The 18,946-nt window shown below is 66.1% G+C and carries 16 protein-coding genes; 4 read left to right on the top strand and 12 right to left on the bottom strand.

The window, feature by feature from the left end:
* Positions 1 to 115: 115 nt before the first annotated feature.
* The 7 genes from HL653_RS05190 to HL653_RS05160 form a co-directional block, all read right to left on the bottom strand.
* Positions 116 to 1,426, bottom strand: coding sequence for a Gfo/Idh/MocA family protein (locus HL653_RS05190; RefSeq protein WP_171743579.1), 1,311 nt, complete (start codon positions 1,424 to 1,426; stop codon positions 116 to 118).
* Entirely contained in the window at positions 1,423 to 2,238 is an 816-nt protein-coding gene (locus HL653_RS05185; RefSeq protein WP_171743578.1) for an aldo/keto reductase, read from the bottom strand. Before HL653_RS05185 ends, HL653_RS05190 begins: the two co-directional genes overlap by 4 nt.
* Positions 2,229 to 3,128 carry a glycosyltransferase family 2 protein gene (locus HL653_RS05180; RefSeq protein WP_171743577.1) on the bottom strand — a complete coding sequence of 300 codons (900 nt, stop codon included), beginning with the start codon at positions 3,126 to 3,128 and terminating at the stop codon, positions 2,229 to 2,231. The genes HL653_RS05185 and HL653_RS05180 overlap by 10 nt, the downstream gene beginning before the upstream one ends.
* The gene (locus HL653_RS05175; RefSeq protein WP_171743576.1) at positions 3,125 to 4,423 is read right to left on the bottom strand and encodes a lipopolysaccharide biosynthesis protein; all 1,299 of its coding nucleotides are present in this window, start codon (positions 4,421 to 4,423) and stop codon (positions 3,125 to 3,127) included. Before HL653_RS05175 ends, HL653_RS05180 begins: the two co-directional genes overlap by 4 nt.
* A gap of 67 nt (positions 4,424 to 4,490) precedes the next feature.
* Positions 4,491 to 6,602 (bottom strand): polysaccharide biosynthesis tyrosine autokinase, encoded by a 2,112-nt coding sequence (locus HL653_RS05170; protein ID WP_171743575.1) that lies wholly within the window; start codon positions 6,600 to 6,602, stop codon positions 4,491 to 4,493.
* 64 nt (positions 6,603 to 6,666) lie between these two features.
* The gene (locus HL653_RS05165; protein ID WP_171743574.1) at positions 6,667 to 7,956 is read right to left on the bottom strand and encodes an outer membrane beta-barrel protein; all 1,290 of its coding nucleotides are present in this window, start codon (positions 7,954 to 7,956) and stop codon (positions 6,667 to 6,669) included.
* A gap of 62 nt (positions 7,957 to 8,018) precedes the next feature.
* Complete coding sequence (locus HL653_RS05160) at positions 8,019 to 8,588, bottom strand: polysaccharide biosynthesis/export family protein (protein ID WP_171743573.1); 570 nt, start codon at positions 8,586 to 8,588, stop codon at positions 8,019 to 8,021.
* A gap of 329 nt (positions 8,589 to 8,917) precedes the next feature.
* On the opposite strand from HL653_RS05160, the gene HL653_RS05155 reads away from it, so the two are divergent.
* Positions 8,918 to 10,081, top strand: a complete 1,164-nt coding sequence (locus tag HL653_RS05155) for a glycosyltransferase (protein ID WP_253717986.1) — start codon at positions 8,918 to 8,920, stop codon at positions 10,079 to 10,081.
* A gap of 81 nt (positions 10,082 to 10,162) precedes the next feature.
* Here the strand turns inward: HL653_RS05155 and HL653_RS05150 are convergent, their stop codons facing one another.
* Positions 10,163 to 11,242, bottom strand: coding sequence for an acyltransferase (locus HL653_RS05150; RefSeq protein ID WP_171743571.1), 1,080 nt, complete (start codon positions 11,240 to 11,242; stop codon positions 10,163 to 10,165).
* A 279-nt stretch (positions 11,243 to 11,521) separates the two neighbouring features.
* On the opposite strand from HL653_RS05150, the gene HL653_RS05145 reads away from it, so the two are divergent.
* Positions 11,522 to 12,532, top strand: coding sequence for a hypothetical protein (locus HL653_RS05145; RefSeq protein WP_171743570.1), 1,011 nt, complete (start codon positions 11,522 to 11,524; stop codon positions 12,530 to 12,532).
* A 141-nt stretch (positions 12,533 to 12,673) separates the two neighbouring features.
* Here the strand turns inward: HL653_RS05145 and HL653_RS05140 are convergent, their stop codons facing one another.
* Positions 12,674 to 13,762 (bottom strand): glycosyltransferase family 1 protein, encoded by a 1,089-nt coding sequence (locus HL653_RS05140; protein WP_171743569.1) that lies wholly within the window; start codon positions 13,760 to 13,762, stop codon positions 12,674 to 12,676.
* Entirely contained in the window at positions 13,759 to 14,877 is a 1,119-nt protein-coding gene (locus HL653_RS05135) for a glycosyltransferase (protein WP_171743568.1), read from the bottom strand. The genes HL653_RS05140 and HL653_RS05135 overlap by 4 nt, the downstream gene beginning before the upstream one ends.
* 473 nt (positions 14,878 to 15,350) lie before the next feature.
* Here HL653_RS05135 and HL653_RS05130 point away from each other — a divergent pair, with 473 nt between their 5' ends.
* Entirely contained in the window at positions 15,351 to 16,106 is a 756-nt protein-coding gene (locus tag HL653_RS05130; protein WP_171743567.1) for an NTP transferase domain-containing protein, read from the top strand.
* Positions 16,107 to 16,197: 91 nt separating this feature from the next.
* Here HL653_RS05130 and HL653_RS05125 read toward each other — a convergent pair whose 3' ends face one another.
* Positions 16,198 to 16,935, bottom strand: coding sequence for a sugar transferase (locus HL653_RS05125; RefSeq protein WP_253717557.1), 738 nt, complete (start codon positions 16,933 to 16,935; stop codon positions 16,198 to 16,200).
* 289 nt (positions 16,936 to 17,224) lie between these two features.
* Here HL653_RS05125 and HL653_RS05120 point away from each other — a divergent pair, with 289 nt between their 5' ends.
* Positions 17,225 to 17,587 (top strand): hypothetical protein, encoded by a 363-nt coding sequence (locus HL653_RS05120; RefSeq protein ID WP_171743566.1) that lies wholly within the window; start codon positions 17,225 to 17,227, stop codon positions 17,585 to 17,587.
* Between the two features lie 121 nt (positions 17,588 to 17,708).
* On the opposite strand, the gene HL653_RS05115 is transcribed toward HL653_RS05120, so the two are convergent.
* Positions 17,709 to 18,923 carry an argininosuccinate synthase gene (locus HL653_RS05115; RefSeq protein ID WP_171743565.1) on the bottom strand — a complete coding sequence of 405 codons (1,215 nt, stop codon included), beginning with the start codon at positions 18,921 to 18,923 and terminating at the stop codon, positions 17,709 to 17,711.
* Between the last annotated feature and the right edge of the window lie 23 nt (positions 18,924 to 18,946).

Below are 18,946 nucleotides of genomic sequence, written 5' to 3'. Positions count from 1 at the left end.
CCCGATGTCTCCCCGAATCCGGTCAACCAAAGCTACATGGTTCCGCGCGGCATCAGCGCGCCCGGCACCCGGTCATGCCGTGCTGCAGCATGATCGTCCAGTGCGCTGCGCCGCATCATCGCTGCATTCGGCCGACCACACCCGCAATCCGCCGCTCCAGAAACTTCGGGCGCTGCGCCTTCTGGAAATCCGGCTGCGTCGTCGCGAAATCGGCGGGCAGGTCGATCGGGGCGAAGCTGGTGGTGGGCTTCACCGTGCGCCCTTCCGATCCCGCGCCCTGCACCAGCAGGGTCAGCTCGTTCAGGTGCATCAGGAAATCGGGCGCCATCAGCTGCGGGCGCCCTTCCGCGATCGCCTTGCCCATCTCGGCGATGCCGAGGATCTTGTCCTGCGCATAGACTTCGCGGCGGCGCAGCCAGCTCACCAATCTGTGCTTGGGGCTGCGGCCGACGCCCCGCTCCTGCTCCACCGCGTGCGATTTCCAGCGACGGACGAGATCCAGCCGGCCGCCACCGATACCGAAGCGCCGCCCGACCAGAGGCTGGGTGCGGGCCGTGTAAGCCTTGCGCGCGCTGAGCGAAACGCGGGAGAAGCGCTCGAGAAAGACCGGCGACTGATCGTGGAAGGCATTGTCGAGGCTGATCTGCCCGGCATCGCCGATGATCCGGAGGCTGTGATCGCGCGGCGCGACCCAGCTGCAGGTGATGCGCGCCGCGACCCCGTTCGCGAAATCGAGACAGGCGACCGACAGATCGGGCGTGTCGGGCGGCGAGAGCGGCGCGGCCACCTTGTCCGGCACCAGGAATTTGGAGAAGGCCGTCACGCCGATCGCCGGGCCGAACAGCGCGCACAGCCACACCAGATGATAGCCGATATGCTCGACGGTGCAGCCTTCCTGCAGCTCCTCGGCATACGGAAAGGGCGCGCCGGTGGGGCTGCGCACGCTATCGAGGTGCATCAGATGGGCGGGGCTGTCGTCCATCTCGGCATAGACCAGCACGGGGCGGCCGATCGTGCCCTCCTTCACCACTTTCCAGACGGTGGCGAGCGCATCCGAATAGAGATTGCAGGGGGCCGCCGCGAGGATGCGATCATGCGCCTTGGCGATCGCGAACAATTCCTGCGTGGTCGCCAGATCGGTGGTGATCGGCTTTTCGGTATAGACGTGCTTGCCCGCTTCCAGCGCGCGCTGCGTCACTTCGAAATGCGAGGCGATGCTGGTGAGGTTGATCACCACCTCCACGCGCGGATCGGCGAGCAACGTCTCCAGATCGGGATAGAGCGGGAAGCCGTAATGGCGGTGGACCACCTCGGCGCGCTTCGCGTCGCGATCGAACACGCCGCATATCTCGATCTCGGGATAGGCCCAGCGCGTGCGCATGTAGATATCGAACACATAGCCGCAGCCGACGAACGCGATCTTCATGCCCGGCTCTCCTGCAGCGCGATCGCACGCACCCGATCGAGCCTGCGCGATCCGATCAGGGTGGAGCTGACGATCGGCATCGCGCGCGCGTTGGCGACCGCCTGCGCGGGATCGACGCCCGGCTGCAGCTTCACCACCTCGCGCGCGATCACCGCGATGTGGCGCGCGGCGATCGCGGCGGCGCGGGGGCCGTCGGCGATCTCCGTGAGCAGATCGAACGGCAGCTCGAGTATCTCGACGCGATCCAGCGCGAGCGCGGCATCCAGCGCGGCGAGATCGTCGCAGGCGACGCCGACCAGCATGGCCCGGCCCGAGGCGGAGATCTTCGCCAGCGCCTCGGCGGGACCAGGCTGGCCCAGCACCCCGGCGGACGGGCTGTGCAGCAGGAACGCATCGACCCGGTCGGTGCCGAGCCGCCGCAACGATCCGTCGAGGCTGGCGAGCAGACCCGCCTCGTTCCAGTCCGAGCGCATCACGGAATCGCGGCTGGCGGTGACGCTGTTCTGCATCTCGCCGCGCGCGAGCAGGGGCCGCAGGAGCGGCTTCAACGGGCGCATCAGCTTCATCTTGGCCGAGAAAGCGAGGCCGCCCTTGGTGACGATGAACGCCTCCGATCGCACGCCGCGCACCGCCTTGCCGATCGCGCGCTCGCTATCGCCCTGGCCGTAGATGTTGGCGGTATCCAGCAGGCGCACGCCCAGATCCATCGCGCCCCGGATCAGCGCGATGCTCTCCGCCAGCGGACTGGGATTGTTGAACGAACCGATCCGCGCGCAGCCGAGGCCCAGCGCGGGCAAGGATGTCACCGCCACAAATGTCCTCCGCATTGCCGGATATAGTCGCGCGCCGCACGGCCGATGGGGTGGCGGCGCAGGCGATCGGGCTTGCGCAGCCACGCGACGAACTGACGCACCGCCAGCGGCACGTCCATTTCCCCGCGCGAGAAGAAGTAAGCATAAGGCGGAAACGCGATCAGGTTCAGCCACACATAGGGCGACGGCATGTGCAGGAAGCTGATGATGAACTTGTTCGTCAGCCGATCCGCCTGCACCAGCCGCTTGGGCCGGCGCCCGGCGGGATGCTCCAGCTCCTCGCACACGATGTCGGGATCGTAGAGGAGCGTCCAGCCGCGATCGATCATCCGGTAGGACAGCTCGATCTCCTCCAGCCCGTAGAAGAAATCGGGGAGGAAGCCGCCCGTCTCGCCCAGCATCGCGGCGCGGAAGCCGACGCAGCCGCCGACGAAGCGGAAGGTGGGGAAGGGCCTGGCGAGATCCACGCTCTTGTCGGTGTGCGGGATCAGATCGACGCGGCGGCGTGTGTCGCCCTTCACATATTTGCGGATCGTGACGCAGCCCAGACGCGGCGCGGCCGTGAAGCGCGCGCCGAAGCGATCAAGGAAATCGGGCGTGTCGACGAACACGTCATCGTCGAGCAGCACGACGATCTCGCCCGCCGCCGCATCGAAGCCGAGATTGCGCGCGACGACACCCTTGTTCCGCCCGTCCCACAAATGCCGCGCGCTATGGAACGGCGCGAGCTGGGCGGTGCGATCGACTGGCTCGATATTGTTGTCGACGATGATGAGTTCGTAATCGCTGCGGCCGGCGAGATGACCGGCGAGCCGATCCAGCACCTGCGCCAGGATCGCCTCGCGCGCGAAGGTGAGGATCACGATCGAGAAACGGGGCGTGCCGCTCATGCGAAACCCCGCTCGACGCGGCGGCCCACGCCGGCCTCGATGAAGCGCAGCAGCACGAAATTGGCCGCCTGCGTGATCGCGAAGGCGATCGCCATGCCGGAGACGCCGTGCGCCGATCCGATCGCCAGCGCGGCGATCGTGGCAACGGCGGTGATCGTGCGCACCGTGAGCATCGCGCGGCCCGCGCGCAGCACGATCAGCATCGTTTCCGACGGCAGGTTCAGCCCGAACAGGAAGAAGCCCAGCGCCAGCAGCCGCACCTCGCGCTCCAGCCCCGCATATTGGCCCTTGAACACGAAAGCGATCAGCGGCCCGGCGAACAGGGCGACCAGCCCGAGATAGAGCCCCGTCGCGAGCGCGATCGACAGGCGGGAGCGCTGCACGACCGAGCGGAGCCCCGGCATGCCATCGCGTGCGAACGCCCGCGCGGCGCGCGGCTTGTCGATCGAATCGATCGCGGAGACGAGACTGATCGCGGGATTGGTGAGCGTGCGCGCGGCCGAGAAGACCGCCGCCGCGACCGAGCCGACCAGCAGCCCGATCAGCACCACGATCGAGGCGCTGCTATAGACGGAGTAAGGCAGGTTGGTCGCCGCGAGCCAGCCCGCTTCCGCGCGATTCTCGCGGATCAGACGCGTGGCCGCCGCGCGATCGAACAGGCCCGGCCGGAGCGTCGGCAAGGCCAGCGCCAGCGCCGCGAGGCTCGCCGCGACCCAGCCCAGCGCCCCGGCATAAGCGGACGGCGCATGGCGGCTGACCAGCCACGAGACGAGGCCGAGCATCACGAAATAAGCGAGCGAGCAGACGCTCACGATATCGGCCCGCTCGATCTTGTAGAGCCAGCGACGGGCGAATTCCCACACCAGCATGGCCGGCGAGATCAGGCCGGTCAGCAACAGCGGATCGGCCAGCCAGCGCCAGCTCGGCAGCGTGCGCCCCACGGCTCCGACCACGAGACCCGCCAGCGCGATCGCGATCGACAGCAGGATGGCGAGCGCGAAGCCCAGCCACCACCAGCCCGTATCTTCCTTATGGGCGCCGTCTCCGCCGCCATCCGCGCGATGATCGGTGGTGAAGGGCAGCACCACGGCCGAGCGATGGAAGCCCGCGATGAAATAATGCAGCCCGATCATCATGCCGATCGCGCCGAACTGCCCGACCGGCAGCGACCGGCCGAGCAAGGCGAAGGCGATGATGTTGGCGACGCCGGACGAGCCCTGATCGGCGACCGCATAGAGCCGTGCCGCCCGGCCGGCGCCGATCCGGCGCTCGACCGGATCGAGCAGGGCGCGCACCGGGCGCTCCAGGAACGAGCTCGAAATCCCGCGTCTCCTTACCCGCTGGCCGCGCCCGGCACGGCCATCAGGAGCTGACGTAATAGTCCTTCATCTCGCTGTAGTAATAGGAGGCGTCGCCATAGCCCGACTGCGCCTGCGTCTTGAGATTGACCATCGTCATCGCGACGCCGGCCACGGCCGCACCGATCGTATCCAGCTGATGCAACGCGGCGCGGATCGCCTTGACCGGCGTGGTGCGCCAGTGGGCGAGCAGCACGAACGAGTCGAGATGCGGCATCATCGCGCGCGTGTCGACCAGCGCCAGCACCGGCGCGGTATCGACCACGACGACTTCGAAATGCTCGCGCAGATGCGTCAGCATCTTTTCGAACGCGTCACCGTCGAACACGCGCTGGGCGCGCTCCGATCCCGGCGCCAGCGGCAGCACGATCGCGCCGGTCTGATCCTCGATCATCACTTCGCTGAGCGTCGCCGTGCCGTTCAGCACGTCGATCCAGCCCTTCTGGGTGGAGGGCGCCAGCGTCTCCGTCACCGAACGGCGGCGAAGATCGGCGTCGATCAGCACCACCTTGGTGGCGCCCATCGCGAGCACGCGCGCGATCGAGATGGTCGTCGTCGTCTTGCCCTCGCGCGGCAGCGCGGAGCCGACGCCGATCACACGGCCGCCCGGAGCCTCCGACTTGCGCGCGTCGAACACCAGCGTCTGCGCCAGGCTGCGGAACGCTTCCGCATAAGAGGACAGCGGATGCAGGATCACCGCCTCGGCCGGATCGCGCGTCTTGGGCTTGTCGATCGCCGACTGCAGCGTCGGAATCGTCGTCAGGAATTCGACGCCGAGCAGGCGCTGAACGTCCTCGATCGTGTTGATCGTCTGCGACCAGCGCTCGCGCAGGTAAGCGACGGCGATGGCGATGGCGAGGCCCGCGATGAAGCCGACCAGCAGGTTGATCAGCATCTTCGGCGACGACGGCGCCAGCGGCGCGACCGCCGGCGTGACGAGCTGCGCGTCGGGCTGGATCATCGCCGCATTGGCATTCTGCTGGCCCGATGCAGTGAGCAGGTTGGTGTAGAGCGTATGGGCGTTATCGGCCCGGCGCTGCAGCTCCGCCAGCTGGACGCCGGCATTCACCGTGCCCGCCAGCTTGGCCTGCGCCTGGGCGAGGCTGGACTGGAGCGAGGCCGAGCGGGCCGCCGCCGCATTCGATTCGGCCCGCGCGCTGCGCGACATGCTCGCCATTTCCTTGGCCAGCGCATCGTCGAGATCGGCGACCTTCTGGCGCGCATCGATCACCTGCGGGTTGCGATCGCCATAACGCGAGGCGAGCCCCGCCAGATCGCGCGACGCCTCGGCCCGCTGCTCGCGCAGCGTGGCGAGCGCGGTGGTATCGACGCCGCCCGAAATGACGGTCGATCCGCTGACCGCGCTGCGCGACTGCGCCTGTGCGGCGGCACCGCGCGCATCGGACAGCTGCACGCCGATGTTCGACATCTCGTTGTCGGGCATCGAGGCATTCGGATCGGTCAGGATATTGTGCTTGAGCCGGTAAGCGGCGACGGCGGCGTCGGCCTGCTCGGCCTGCGCGCGCAGCTTGTCGACCTGGGCCTTGAGCTGGTTCGAGGTAGCGGAACCCTGGCCCAGCTTCTGTTCGGCCTGCACCACCAGATAGGCGGCGGCCACCGCATTGGCGATGCGCGCCGCGGCGAGCGGATCGGTATCCGAATAGCCGATCGTGAAGAAGGGCGTAGTGCCGAGACGCGCCGTGGTGACGCTCGCCAGCAGCGACGCGGCGAGCGCATCGCTGGACTTGCCGGTGGGATCGAACGCCTTGGCCCGCGAACGGATATGCGGATCGTTCGCGACCTGGGGATTCTTCAGCGCCTGGATCGCGACCGGCAGCGACATGGCGATCTGCAGCTGCGATTCGACGGCGGCGTCGCGCGCGGAGTCGCTCATCTGCTGGGGCGGTGCCGCCTGCCCGTCACGGGACAGGGCCTGCTGCGGTGCATAGCTCAGCTGCGCCGCCGCGGAATAACGCGGCGTCATCATCTTCGTGCCGCCATAAGCGAGCAGCAGCATGACGAAAATGATCGCCAGGCCGATCGGCACATGACGCCGGAAGCGCGAAACAATGCCCGCCAGATCCTGGGTCGTGGCTGCCTCTTGTTCTGGATTCATAGGAGACCTGCTCGTTGGATGCGGACGAGACGTCCGGGGCGTTCGACGATGGGCGAAAGGGCGATCAAGGCGTGTACTTCAGCGTGATCAGCCCGCGGAGTTCGTTGATGTTGGGCCCGCGGGCCGTGCCCACACTGGTGCGCGACACATAGGCCGCGTTCGGCGACAGCATGAAGATCCGGCTGAGCCGATAATCGACCCCGCCGCCTGCATCCCAGGAGCGATCGTCGCGATCGACACCCTTGAACTTCGAGAGGAAGCGATCCGCGAACAGATAGGGGATCAGGTTGCGGAGCAGTTCGTGATCCACCCGCGCGCCATAGCGGGTCGCGACATAGCCAGACGATCCGGTGACGGCGGCTTCCTCGATCTGGCGCGAGACGATCGCGGTGATCGTCGTCAGCTGCGACAGATAATAATCGGCGCGCACGTCCACCGCGAGGCCGCCCACCGAACGGTAGACGGACTTGTTGTCGTAGGTGCGATGATAATAGCCGACCGCGCCGGCGACCCGGACCAGATTCGTCACGTCGGCGATCGCGCCGAGGCCCACGCGCCATTCGTTGCTGGTGCGATCGTCGGCGACGACCGAGGTGCGATAATCGGTGCGGCGGTAGGTGGCCTGGCCGAAGATGCTGTTGTCCTGCCCCAGCAGATATTCGAAGCGCCCGCTCGCGCGATAGACGTCGCGATTACGGAACGAGAGGTCGAGCCGCGCGCCGGTGGTGGAAATCGTATCGCCGTAGGAGAAGCCGTTATAATCGACGCTTCCGGTCAGGCGCACGCGATTGACGACATAGGTCGCGCGCAGCTGCGCCTGCGGCTGCTCGACCGAGATGGCGCCGCCGCCATTGGCCGGGAAGGTCGCCTCCTGCTGATCTTCGTAGGTGCGGCGGAAGGAGGCCGAACCGATGATGCTGCTTTCGTCATGGACGTTCAGCGAACCTTCCACCCGGGCCAGGAAGCCATCCTGATTCTTGGCCTTGGTGTTGAAGTAACGCAGGCCATCATATTGCACGATCGCGTTCAGCGAATGGCGCGTCCAGTCGCTGCGGATCGCCAGCTCCGGCCGGATCTCGGCATAGCCATCCGCGCTCTTGTTCACCTCGGCGCCGATGACGTTGCTGGTATAGCCCACGCCGGCCGCCACGGCCGGCAGGATGTGAAAGCTGCCGACGGACATCCCGATCTGGTCGAGTTCAGGCTTCAGCCGATCGCGCACGCCCAGGTTTCGACCGGTGACGGTCTTGAGCGGAATCTCCGATTCCAGCAGTTGGCCGTAAAACTGCGCCGAAGCCGCCGTCGGCCAGATGGCGCCCGCGACAAGCAGGCCGAGGCCCATCGCACGACGCATGTCCCGCAACCCGACGGAGCCGGAGCGGCCGCTCGCTCGCGGCCGCACGCGAGCGTTTGTCATCAGAAGTAGCGCTCGCCGACGCGAATCGTGTCACCCGGCTGGATCGGCAGATCGCCGGTCAGCTTCACGCGCTCTTCCTGGCCGCCCGCATGCTTCACGAAGACCTCGCCCTTCTTGGCGCGGTACGTGAAGCCGCCGGCACGCGCCACGGCAGACATCACGGTCATGCCGTTCGCATATTCATACTGCCCCGGCGTATTGACCTCGCCGAGGATGTAGAACGGGCGATAGGTGGTGATCGTGACGGTCACGCTCGGATTCTGGACGAAGCCTTCGGCCAGCTTGGAGCGGATCTCGTCGGTCAGCGCGGTCGTGGTGCGCCCCGTGGCCGGAACGCGGCCGATCAGCGGGATCGCGACGGTGCCGTCGGGCCCCACCTGCTGCTCGCTGGAAAGATCTTCCTCGCCGTAAACGGTGATCTGAAGTTTGTCTCCGGGCCCAAGCGTATAGCCTCCGGAGCCAGCCCCGGCCGGGGCGCTGGCCGGCGCCGACTGTGCAAGGGCAACATTTGCTCCGCTGCCCAGCATCATCGCGAGCAGCCCGACACATGCGATCGTCTTGCGTACCATTCTCACGCCCCTCTACTCGGGCAGCAACCTCTACGAAGCCGCAGCCCGCGTCAACATGCTGCGATGCAGCATCCACTCCCGCCATCCTGCATGGCTGAAAATATCGTAAACCGCTAGCTCCTTGGAACGATCGTTACTGTCGAGTCTTGTTGGAAAGGCCGGAACTCCGGCAGTTCGTGCACGTGTCGCGTCAATTTCCCTTTCGGCAGGCTCGTGCTACGCGGGCATTATCTGCCCGTTAGCGAAGATGTGAGACGTGGCGAATCGGTTGTTCTTTTCCGTACCGTTCGGGGGCCATCATCGGCACGGGCTTTGATCTGGCAGTGACGATGGCCGGGGCGCTGATGCTGCTCGCGGTCCACCCGATACTGACCTATCCTGTCAGTCTGGCGCTTTTCGTCCGCAAGCGGCCGCCCGTCCGGCTGCGCGCGGCCGATGCTCCGCGCCCGTCGCTCGCCATCTGCATGTGCGCCTATCGCGAGGAGAGCGTGATCGCCGCGAAAATCGAGCGGCTGATCGAAATCGCCGAGGCCTATGGCCCGGCCACGATCCACGTTTACACCGATGCGCCCTCCGACGACACCGCCGTCATCGCCCAGCGTTATGCCGACCGGATCGAACTCGTCATCGGCACCGAGCGGGCCGGCAAGACCTATGGCATGAACCTGCTGGTGGCGCGCAGCCAGAGCGACCTGCTGATGTTCACCGACGCCAATGTCGAGAGCGAGGCCGATGTCGCGATCGAGCTGACGGCGCCGCTCGCAGATCCGACGGTAGGCTGCACCACCGCCCAACTCATCTATTCCAACAGCCGCGAATCCTCGACCAGCCGGCTGGGCTCCTTCTACTGGGCGCTCGAGGAATGGATCAAACGGATCGAAAGCGACCGGATCGGGCTGGTCGGCTGCGATGGCGCGATGTTCGTGATGCGGCGCGCGCTGCACACGCCGCCGCCGCCCCACCTGATCGACGATCTGTATCTCAGCCTCCAGATCCTCGTATCCGGCAGCCGGATCGTCTCGGTCGATCATGTCGAGGTGTTCGAGCGCAGCGCCACCGGCGCGGACGAGGAGAAGCGGCGCAAGCAGCGGATCGCCTGCCAGGCGATCAACGTCCATCGCGCGATGTGGCCCCGGCTGCGGCGAATGGCCGCGCTGCCGCTCTATGCCTATGTCTCGCACCGGCCGATGAAGTGGCTGATGCCCTTCTTCGTGGCGGGCGCCGGCCTCGCTTTGCTGGCCGCGATCGGCGCGGTGGCGGGGGCTGCGGCGGTGGGCGGCGTCGTGCTGCTGGCCGCGATCCTGCTGCTGATCGGCGAAAAGGCGCAGATCAAGCCCTTCTCGCTCTTCTCCTCCGCGCTGCTCAGCCTGTTCGGCGTGGCGCAGGGCGTGATCGAATCGGTCGTGTTCAAGAAGACCTATGCGATCTGGGATCCGGCCATGTCGGTGCGGCTTGACGCGCAGGCGACCGATCCGGACCGACCAGCCGCCTGAGGGGATGGATTCCGCACCCGGCCGATCCCGGCTTCAGGGATCCGTCTCAGGCCACCAGACGGCGACGCGGGCCGTGCATCATCAAAGCTCGGCTTCGGCCGCCAGGAGGCCCGCACGGCGCGCGCCATGCCATGCGAGCCACTTTTTCTCGACCGCCGACAGGTTCGTCTTCAGCTTGAGCGCCGGCTTTTCGATGAAGCGCCAGGAAAAGGCGGCGATCGCCGTGCAGATCGCAACGGATGCGACGACGTTCAGCAGGAGGGAATCGCGCGAGAACGTGAAATAGACGACCATCTGCTGAACCGGGAAACCGTATAGATAGATTCCGTAGGAATAATCGGCACCCGCGCTGAACCAGGTACGCGGAAGCTTCAGGCACCCGAGATAAGCGGTCGCATAGGCCAGCGGCCACGGTGCCAGGAATTGCGGCAGGCCCGGAATCGCCAGAAACAGGGCGGATATCGCCAGCGAAACGATCCCCAGCGCATGCGTGGCCGGAATCACGTGCCGGTAGAGATAGAGGCTTACACCCGCGAGGAAGCACGGGATGAGCAGCGGCCCCGCCAGACTGCGGTGAATGTCTGGCAGGCTACCCCAATGGATATAGCGCGCCACCAGATAGACCAATGTCGCCGCCACGGTCGCCAGCGGCGCCACGACCGGATATTTCCGGGCCCGGAAAAGCGCGATGATGCCGATCGAGATATAGCAGAACAGCTCGAACGGGATCGTCCAGAGCTGTCCGTTGACCATATCCGGGAAGGGATTGTGCGCGAACACGCCCGGCAGGAAATATTGAGGCTCGCCGAGCATGTTCAGTGCATATCGGGCGAACAGCGGATCCGAAAAATAGCGGCCGAGCGTAAATTCGGTCAGCAACGGCCCGAGGATCAGGGCCGAGATCACGGTTTCCACCGCCAGCGCCGGAAAGATCCGGATCGCGCGCAGGCCGAAGAACATCAGCATCGTGCGGCACCGCTCGAAGCTGCCGGCCACGAGAAAGCCGCTCAGCGCGAAGAACATCGGCACGACCAGCCGGAAGAGCGGCATGAAACTATCGTTCCACACCGAATCCACACCGGCCTGCCCGCGCACGACGAACGGCGCATGGAGGATGATCACCAGCAGCGCGAGCGTCAGGCGAAGATAGTCGAACCCCACGGGCCTGCCATCCTGCGCTGCAATGCGGGATGCGAAGGTCGCTCGATTTCCGACTTTATCGGCCTTCATGATCCGCCCTACTCTCTGATCGAGCGAGATTCCGCCCAGCGCGGGCTTCCGCACCCCGGGCGGCGATGCCGGGCCGGGCCGGAACCTCGCCTGCTGCAGCTAGTTTGCACAGGCGGCTTATCACCCGCAAGGACCAGCACCGTTGGAGCGGTCCGACCTTGCCCTGGCAATCCTGCCCGCATCGCGTGAGGATGATCGGTGTCCACAGGAATGATCGAACGATCCGGGATCGATCGCCGCGCCGCGATGCGGCTGGGAGTATGCGGCGTTGCAGCAGCGCTCACCGATTGCCGCGGCGCGGCCGCGCCCGCCGCTCATCCGGAAATCCCCACGCAACAGCTGGGCGTGGTCACCGGCAACGATGCGAAGCTGATGGCGGACTGGCGCCGCTGGCTGGGCCGCACCGAGGATCATGACCTGCTCTACTTCAATCAGGAGAGCTGGCAGCGCCTGGCGGATTCGATCGAGTTCATCCCCGATCTCGGCCGCCACGCAATCGCGGACGGGCGCCGGGTCCACTGGTCGGTGCCGGTCGGCGGAAAGGACGCCTATGCCGATGTGGCGGCAGGCAAGCAGGATGCGCTCTACACGCGGATCGCGCGCGCGATCCGCGCCCTCTATCCCGAACGGGCCGGGCGCATCTGCGTGCGCCTGCCGTGGGAGTTCAATCTGGAGAGCCAGACGCTGGCCGCGCGCGATGCGGCGGGACAGTGGAATGCCGCCGCTTATGTGGCCGCCTATCGCCGGATCGCGACCCTGTTCCGCCGTGCCTCCCCGCTCTTCTATTTCGACTGGTGCCCCAATATCGGACGCGGCGGGATCGATCCGGAAAGCTGCTATCCGGGCGACGATGTCGTCGATGTCGTGAGCCTCGATGTCTATTATCAGGCGCTGTACGACGATCAGGGGCACAATGATGCGGGCCTCGGCATCTTCTATTATCGCAAGTCGCAGCCGTTCGGGCTCGACTGGCTGGCCGGCTTCGGCCGGAAGCACGGCAAGCTGATCGGCCTGTCCGAATGGGGCGTGGACGATGATCGCGCGACCGCATTCATGCGGCTGATGACGCAGTGGATCGCCGCGCAGGGCCCCCGCCTGTCCCACCACAATTATTGGGACCGCACCGATGGCGGCATCAACGCCCGCCTGAGCGACGGCCATCTGCCTGCGATCGGAAACGTCTATCGCGAGGCCTTCGGGCCGAAGGCCAAGTCGGCCTAGGGCCGGATCCCCATTCACCGTTTTCCGTTCTTCCCGCCGTCACCCCGGCCCCTTCGACAAGCTCAGGACAGGCTTGATCCGGGATGGCGAAGCGAATGACGTCGCGCTCGTCTTTTCGAACGATCTTATTGTTGGTCCGGCCTAGCGGGCCATTCCCTCGACCACCCCGGCCAGCGTATCGGCGGAGGCGCGCCAGCTGAACTGGCCGAGCCGCACGCGGCCGGCGGCGATCCGCTCCGCGCGCCAGCTGCCATCATCTTCCGCCGCGCGGCGCATCAGGGCCGCCAGCGCCTCCTCGTCATGCGGGGCGAAGAATTCGGCCGCCTCGCCGCACGTCTCCACGATCGCATCGGCGGTGCTGGCCAGAACGGGGCAATCATTCGCCATCGCCTCCAGCGGCGGGATGCCGAAGCCTTCATAGAGGCTGGGGAAGATCAGCGCGCGCGCCTGGCGCATCAGGCCCGCCACCTCGGCATCGTCCAGACGCCCCGGCAACACCAGCCCGTCCCCCATCGGCGGCAGGAAACCCTTGCCGAACACCGAAGCATCCAGCCGCCCGACCGCGACCAGCTTGATCGGCGAGGGCTGGAGCAGGGCCAGCGCGCGCATCGCCACAGCCAGGTTCTTGTTCCGCGTGATGTTGCCCAGCACGAGGAAGTAGGGTGTGTTCGCCAAACCGAGCCGATCGACCACGCCCGCATCCGGCGCGATCTGCAGATGCTCGGCGCCATTCTTGGCGACGATGATGGGATCGGCCGGCACGCCCAGCACCTCGGCCAGCTCGACCTTCGAGAAATCCGAGACGGTGGCGAGCTTCGCCCGGCGCGCGACGATCCAGTCGATCGTCTTGTGGACGGCGGCATAGCCCTTGCTGAAATGCTCGGGATGGCGCTGCACCGCCGCATCGTGGATCACCACCACCTGCCGCGACAGCGCGATCGGCCCCACCGAGGCGAGACACAAAGCCACGCCCCTGCGCGCGGCCAGCGCGAAATCCAGCTGATCCCACACATGGCCGCACCGCTTGCCGATCGTCTGCTGCGGAATGTTCGACAGCCCCGCAGCGCGAGCGCCGGGCGGGCAAAGCAGCACGTAACGGGCCTTGGCCGCGCCCGCGCCGATGCGGGCATCCAGCGCGCGGACGATCTCCTCCGCATAACGCTGCACGCCGCTGAGCGGCTGGGTGAGATAGCGGCCGTTGATGAAGACGGTACGCGGCGCGAGGCTCATGCGCGGCCCAGCAACTGGCGGTAAAGCTGCTCGGTTTCGATCACCATATGATCGCCGTTGATGCTCTTGTCCTGCTGCACAGCCATGTCGCTCATCCCGGAAAGCAAAGCTCGGTCACCCACGATCCTGCCGACGGCCTCGGCGACAGGCGCCGCCTCGTGCGAGCCGACGATCACACCATTGCCGTCCTGCACGATGATCTCGCTCGCGCCGGCGACGGGCGTGGTGACGAGGGGCAGGCCCGCCGCGAGCGCCTCCAGCATCACATAGGACATCGCCTCATAGCGGCTCGTCATCAGCAGCACGTCGAAGCCCGCGAGATAATCCGCACTGCGCCTGGCGCCGAGCAGGCGGAAGCGATCCGCATAGGCGCTCCTCGCCACGCATCCGGCCACCGAATCGCGCAGATCGCCGTCGCCGATCATTACCGCCACGACATCGGGATGCGCCGCCATCACGCGCTCCATCGCCGCCACGAACGTCTCGGGCGCCTTCTGATGCGAGAAGCGGCCGATGAAGCCCACCGCCAGCGCGGAACCGGCCACGCTTAGTTCCTCCCGCACCGCCGCGCGATCGCGCAACGCCAGCGGCGGAATGGAATTGCGGACGACGTGCAGCTTGCGGCCGGCAATGCCCAGACGCCGCGCATGATCCAGCTCGTCACGCGAAACCAGCACGATCGCATCGGTCCGCAGCGCGAGCAGGGATTCGGCGACGTCGAAGAACATCCGCGCCAGGAACGACGTGGTCGGATCCAGCGAGCGGAAGGCGTGCGGCGTATAGACGATCTTGCCCTGCAACGACGGCACCAGCCGCAGGATCGCGCCCGCCTTCGAGCTGTGGGCATGGACGATATCGAACGGGCCGATCCGCTTCAGCAGACGGCCCAGCCGCAGCGCGCTCTTGAAATCGCCGGGGCCGATGCCGCGATTCATCTCCAGTTCGCTGAGGCTGACCTTCGCCTCGCGCAGCGCATCGAGGAAGATCGGCTCGGCCCGCACCGGCGAATAGACGAGATGGACGTCATGCCCGCGCGCGATCAGGCCGCGCGACAGATCCAGCACATGGCGCCCCGCGCCGCCCCCGGACGCCTCCAGCACAAGGCAGATCCGCATCGGCCCGGCAGGCCGAGGCGTTCCTATCCCCGGTCCTGCGACGTTCATCGTCTCGGGCTGTCCAATATCAGGATAAGATGGGAAAAGTCCGATCGAGCCGGGCTTCCCCTCTTCCTTAGCCGTTTCGGTCATGATGTCGAGCTTGATATTGGGCGCTTTCCGCGCGCCTTTGGCATCGCCCAGGGCGTGATCGCCGAGGGAATCCGGCCGTGACCATTTTTTGACAGAGGCAGGCTCCGGGGCGATGATGATCCGGTCGGGCGACGCCGATCGGGCGCGCCATCGCCCCCGCGCCCATCCCATGGACGCGCGGATGCGGACATCCCGCTGCCATGCGGACCGGGTTTCGCGGAGGAGACTGGACGCGTGAAACAGCAACTGGCCAGGCAGGGCGCGCGCCGTCGATTGACCGGCACGGGCGGCATGGCTAGCCGAGCCGGCCCAATGCCAGAGGCCAGCGGAGCCCTTTCGATTTGATCTATATCCTTCTCGGCGCAGGCAGCGGCACACGGATGGGCGTGCTGACGAGCAACCGCGCCAAGATCCTCGTCGATGTCGATGGGCGGGCCATTCTCGACCATAATCTGGGGAATATCGCGACGGTCGATCCGCAGGCGCGCGTGCGGATCGTGACGGGTTACGGCGCCGGCGCGGTCGCGGATTTCGTCGCCGCCAGGCAGGGCGGCCCCGTGACCGAAACGGTGACGAACCCGGATCATGCCGTGGCCGGGCCCCTCCGCTCGATCGAGATCGGCCTCGAAGGTCTGGAGGACGCCGGGGGCGTCGTCACGATCGGCAACGGCGATACGATCTTCCAGCCGCAGGCTCTGGCCGCGCTGGCCGCCTCGCACAGTGAGATCGCGCTGCTCGCCAGCCCGATCGGGGCGGGCGGCGATGCGGACGACGTTCAGCTCCAGCTCGACGAGCAAGGGATCCGCGTCGCCGCCAAGCATCTGGCGGCCGTGGACGCGTTGCCCGTTTCGGCGGGCCTGCTGCAGATCAGGGGATCGGCCGCGCTCGCGCGGGTCCGCGAGGTCGTCCGCGCCGGGATCGAGCGCGAAAAGGCCGAGCAGCGCATGCTGACATGGCACAGCATCATCGCCGGCCTCGCCGATGTCCCGCCGCAGGCCGTGATGGTGCCGCGTGAGAGCTGGTGGGAATTCGACAGCCAGGAATCGATCGATCGTTACCGGCTCTGGCTGGACGGAGCCGCCGGCCAGGCCGACTGACACGCCGCCTAAAGCAAGGCCGCCGACGGAAGCTCCGCGGCGGCCCCGGAAGGGATCGATCTTCGGAACGATGCCCGCCCCCGGCAACGGCTCAGTAAGAGCCCTTCGCCAGCAGCACGCTGGGCACGGTCATGAAAAGGATCTTCAGGTTGAGCGCCAGCGAGCGCGAGCGCGAATAGGCGACGTCCAGCGCGACGCGACGACGATAGGTCGTGTTGTTGCGGCCGCTGATCTGCCAGAGGCCCGTGATGCCGGGACGAACCTGGGAATAATGGCTGAAATAGCGGCCGTAACGGCGCACTTCGTCCATCACGATCGGACGCGGGCCGACCAGGCTCATGTCGCCGCGCAGCACGTTGAAGAGCTGCGGCAGCTCATCCAGGCTGCTCTTGCGCAGGAACGCGCCGATCGGCGTGATACGCGGATCGTTCTTGAGCTTGTGATCCCGCTCCCACTCGCGCCGCGCCTCGGCGTCGGTCGCCAGCAGCTGCGCGAGCCGCTCCTGCGAGTCCGTGACCATGCTGCGGAACTTCAGGCAGTGGAAGGTCCGGCCATCGCGGCCAAGACGCTTGTGCCCGAAAATCACGGGGCCGGGATTGGTGATGACGATCAGCGCCGCGACGACAATCATCAGCGGAGCCAGAAACATCAGCAACGCCAGACTGGCGCAAATATCGAACAGCCGGGTCATCACCAGATCGACCGAACGACCCCAGCGCTTACCCTCGTTCTGCTTGCGGCCCGTTTCGGGCAAGAGCCGCTCTCCCAACGCGATACTCGCCATGTTACTTACCAGTCCTCTGATGAGTGGCACCAGCCCGACGGTCATACCCTTGCTGCGATGCAAAAGATAGAAGGTAAGCGCGCGATTAACCCTGTTCGCCCTGAAACGGCCACTTCCGACCGACACAGGTGTGGAAGATCTTCTTCACGCGCGCATCGCCGGCCATCGACCAGCTCGAATCGACTGGGTGCATTGCGGAATGTTCAGGAAACCAAGCTGAAGAAAAAGGCCCGCGATCACAGTCACGTGGCGATCATTTCTAGCGCGGAAAGGCGCTTCGGGCAGAAGCGCCCCAAGACTAGGGGCGCAGTATAACAAACCGTTAGGATGCTCAATGGCGGAGACCGACAATTCGGTCCGTTTCCGTCCGTCAGCCCGCAGATTCAGGCGGAAAATCGCCGCGTTCGCGCAGACGGAAGAATTTTTTATCGTCCGGACATGGCGCCCGGATCGTCCCGATTCGAGACTAGCGAATCGCGCTCAGCAAAGCGGCGGCGCAGCCGATCCAGAGCAAGGCGGACACGGGAACGGCCAGAACCAGTGCTCGGGTAAGGCCTTCGAGGTCGCGCACCGTCATCGCGCCATAAGCGCGATCGACGTCCCACGACATGCTCGCAATCTTGCGATCGAATGTGAGGGCACGCCCTCCAACCTGATCCATGACATCCTCGCCTATTTTCTTATTTTCGTAGCGTAAACGAAACCTGCGATCCAGTAGTTCCGTACGCGCACGGCAAAATGGCATGATATCGGCCCTGCGGGGCTGTCGTCAGAGGTGCGGGACGGGCGTGCAGACCATGCCGCACGCCCAGACGCGATCAGCGGTCGCGCCGGCCCAGCAGACGCAGACGCAGCGCGTTGAGCTTGATGAAGCCGGCCGCGTCGCGCTGGTCATAGGCGCCCTGATCGTCCTCGAACGTGACGACCTTCTCCGAATAGAGGCTGTTGGGCGAACGACGACCGATGACGTTGACCGAGCCCTTGTAGAGCTTCAGCCGGACGGTGCCCGACACCTTTTCCTGGCTGTGATCGATCGCGGCCTGCAGCATCTCGCGCTCGGGCGAGAACCAGAAGCCGTTATAGATCAGTTCGGCATAGCGCGGAGCCAGCTCGTCCTTCAGGTGCGCGGCGCCGCGATCCAGCGTGATCTGCTCGATCCCGCGATGCGCGAGATGATAGATGGTGCCGCCCGGCGTTTCATACATGCCGCGGCTCTTCATGCCGACGAAGCGGTTCTCGACCAGATCGAGGCGGCCGATGCCGTGCAGCTTGCCCAGCTCGTTGAGCTTGGTGAGCAACGCCGCCGGCGACAGCGCCACGCCGTTCACCGCCACCGCATCGCCGCGTTCGAAATCGATCGTGATGATCTCGGGCGTATCGGGCGCGGTTTCGGGATTGTCGGTGCGCGAGAAGACGTAATCCGGCACCTCGTCCCACGGATCTTCCAGCACCTTGCCCTCGGACGAGGTGTGGAGCAGGTTCGCGTCGGTGGAGAAGGGGCTCTCGCCGCGCTTGTCCTTGGGCACCGGAATCTGGTGCTGCTCGGCATATTCGATCAGGCGGGTGCGGCTGGTGAGATCCCACTCGCGCCATGGCGCGATCACCTTGATGTCGGGCGCGAGCGCATAATAGCCCAGCTCGAAGCGCACCTGATCATTGCCCTTGCCGGTCGCGCCGTGGCTGACGGCATCGGCACCGACCTGACGTGCAATCTCGATCTGGCGCTTGGCGATCAGCGGCCGCGCGATCGAGGTGCCGAGCAGATACAGGCCTTCGTACAGCGCGTTCGAGCGCATCATCGGCATCACGTAATCACGCACGAATTCCTCGCGCAGATCATCGATGAAGATATGCTCGGGCTTCACGCCCATCAGCTCGGCCTTCTTGCGCGCCGGCTCCAGTTCCTCGCCCTGGCCCAGATCGGCCGTGAAGGTCACGACCTCACACTGGTAGGTCTCCTTCAGCCATTTCAGGATAACGCTCGTATCGAGGCCGCCGGAATAGGCGAGGACGACGCGCTTGATATCGCTCATCGGGACAAGGCTCCGGGAGATAG

Source organism: Sphingomonas sp. AP4-R1 (assembly GCF_013113735.1).
GTDB lineage: Bacteria > Pseudomonadota > Alphaproteobacteria > Sphingomonadales > Sphingomonadaceae > Sphingomonas_I.
Note: the sequence above shows the minus strand (reverse complement) of the source record. Positions and strands in the feature narration are given on the sequence as shown.

Coding starts and splice junctions, on each gene's coding strand:
- HL653_RS05120 (WP_171743566.1), top strand. CDS start 17,225: ATGGCGGAGACCGACAATTCGGTCCGTTTCCGTCCGTCAGCCCGCAGA.
- HL653_RS05160 (WP_171743573.1), bottom strand. CDS start 8,588: ATGGTACGCAAGACGATCGCATGTGTCGGGCTGCTCGCGATGATGCTG.
- HL653_RS05165 (WP_171743574.1), bottom strand. CDS start 7,956: ATGCGTCGTGCGATGGGCCTCGGCCTGCTTGTCGCGGGCGCCATCTGG.
- HL653_RS05140 (WP_171743569.1), bottom strand. CDS start 13,762: ATGAGCCTCGCGCCGCGTACCGTCTTCATCAACGGCCGCTATCTCACC.
- HL653_RS05145 (WP_171743570.1), top strand. CDS start 11,522: ATGATCGAACGATCCGGGATCGATCGCCGCGCCGCGATGCGGCTGGGA.
- HL653_RS05135 (WP_171743568.1), bottom strand. CDS start 14,877: ATGCGGATCTGCCTTGTGCTGGAGGCGTCCGGGGGCGGCGCGGGGCGC.
- HL653_RS05125 (WP_253717557.1), bottom strand. CDS start 16,935: ATGACCGTCGGGCTGGTGCCACTCATCAGAGGACTGGTAAGTAACATG.
- HL653_RS05180 (WP_171743577.1), bottom strand. CDS start 3,128: ATGAGCGGCACGCCCCGTTTCTCGATCGTGATCCTCACCTTCGCGCGC.
- HL653_RS05190 (WP_171743579.1), bottom strand. CDS start 1,426: ATGAAGATCGCGTTCGTCGGCTGCGGCTATGTGTTCGATATCTACATG.
- HL653_RS05155 (WP_253717986.1), top strand. CDS start 8,918: ATGGCCGGGGCGCTGATGCTGCTCGCGGTCCACCCGATACTGACCTAT.
- HL653_RS05170 (WP_171743575.1), bottom strand. CDS start 6,602: ATGAATCCAGAACAAGAGGCAGCCACGACCCAGGATCTGGCGGGCATT.
- HL653_RS05115 (WP_171743565.1), bottom strand. CDS start 18,923: ATGAGCGATATCAAGCGCGTCGTCCTCGCCTATTCCGGCGGCCTCGAT.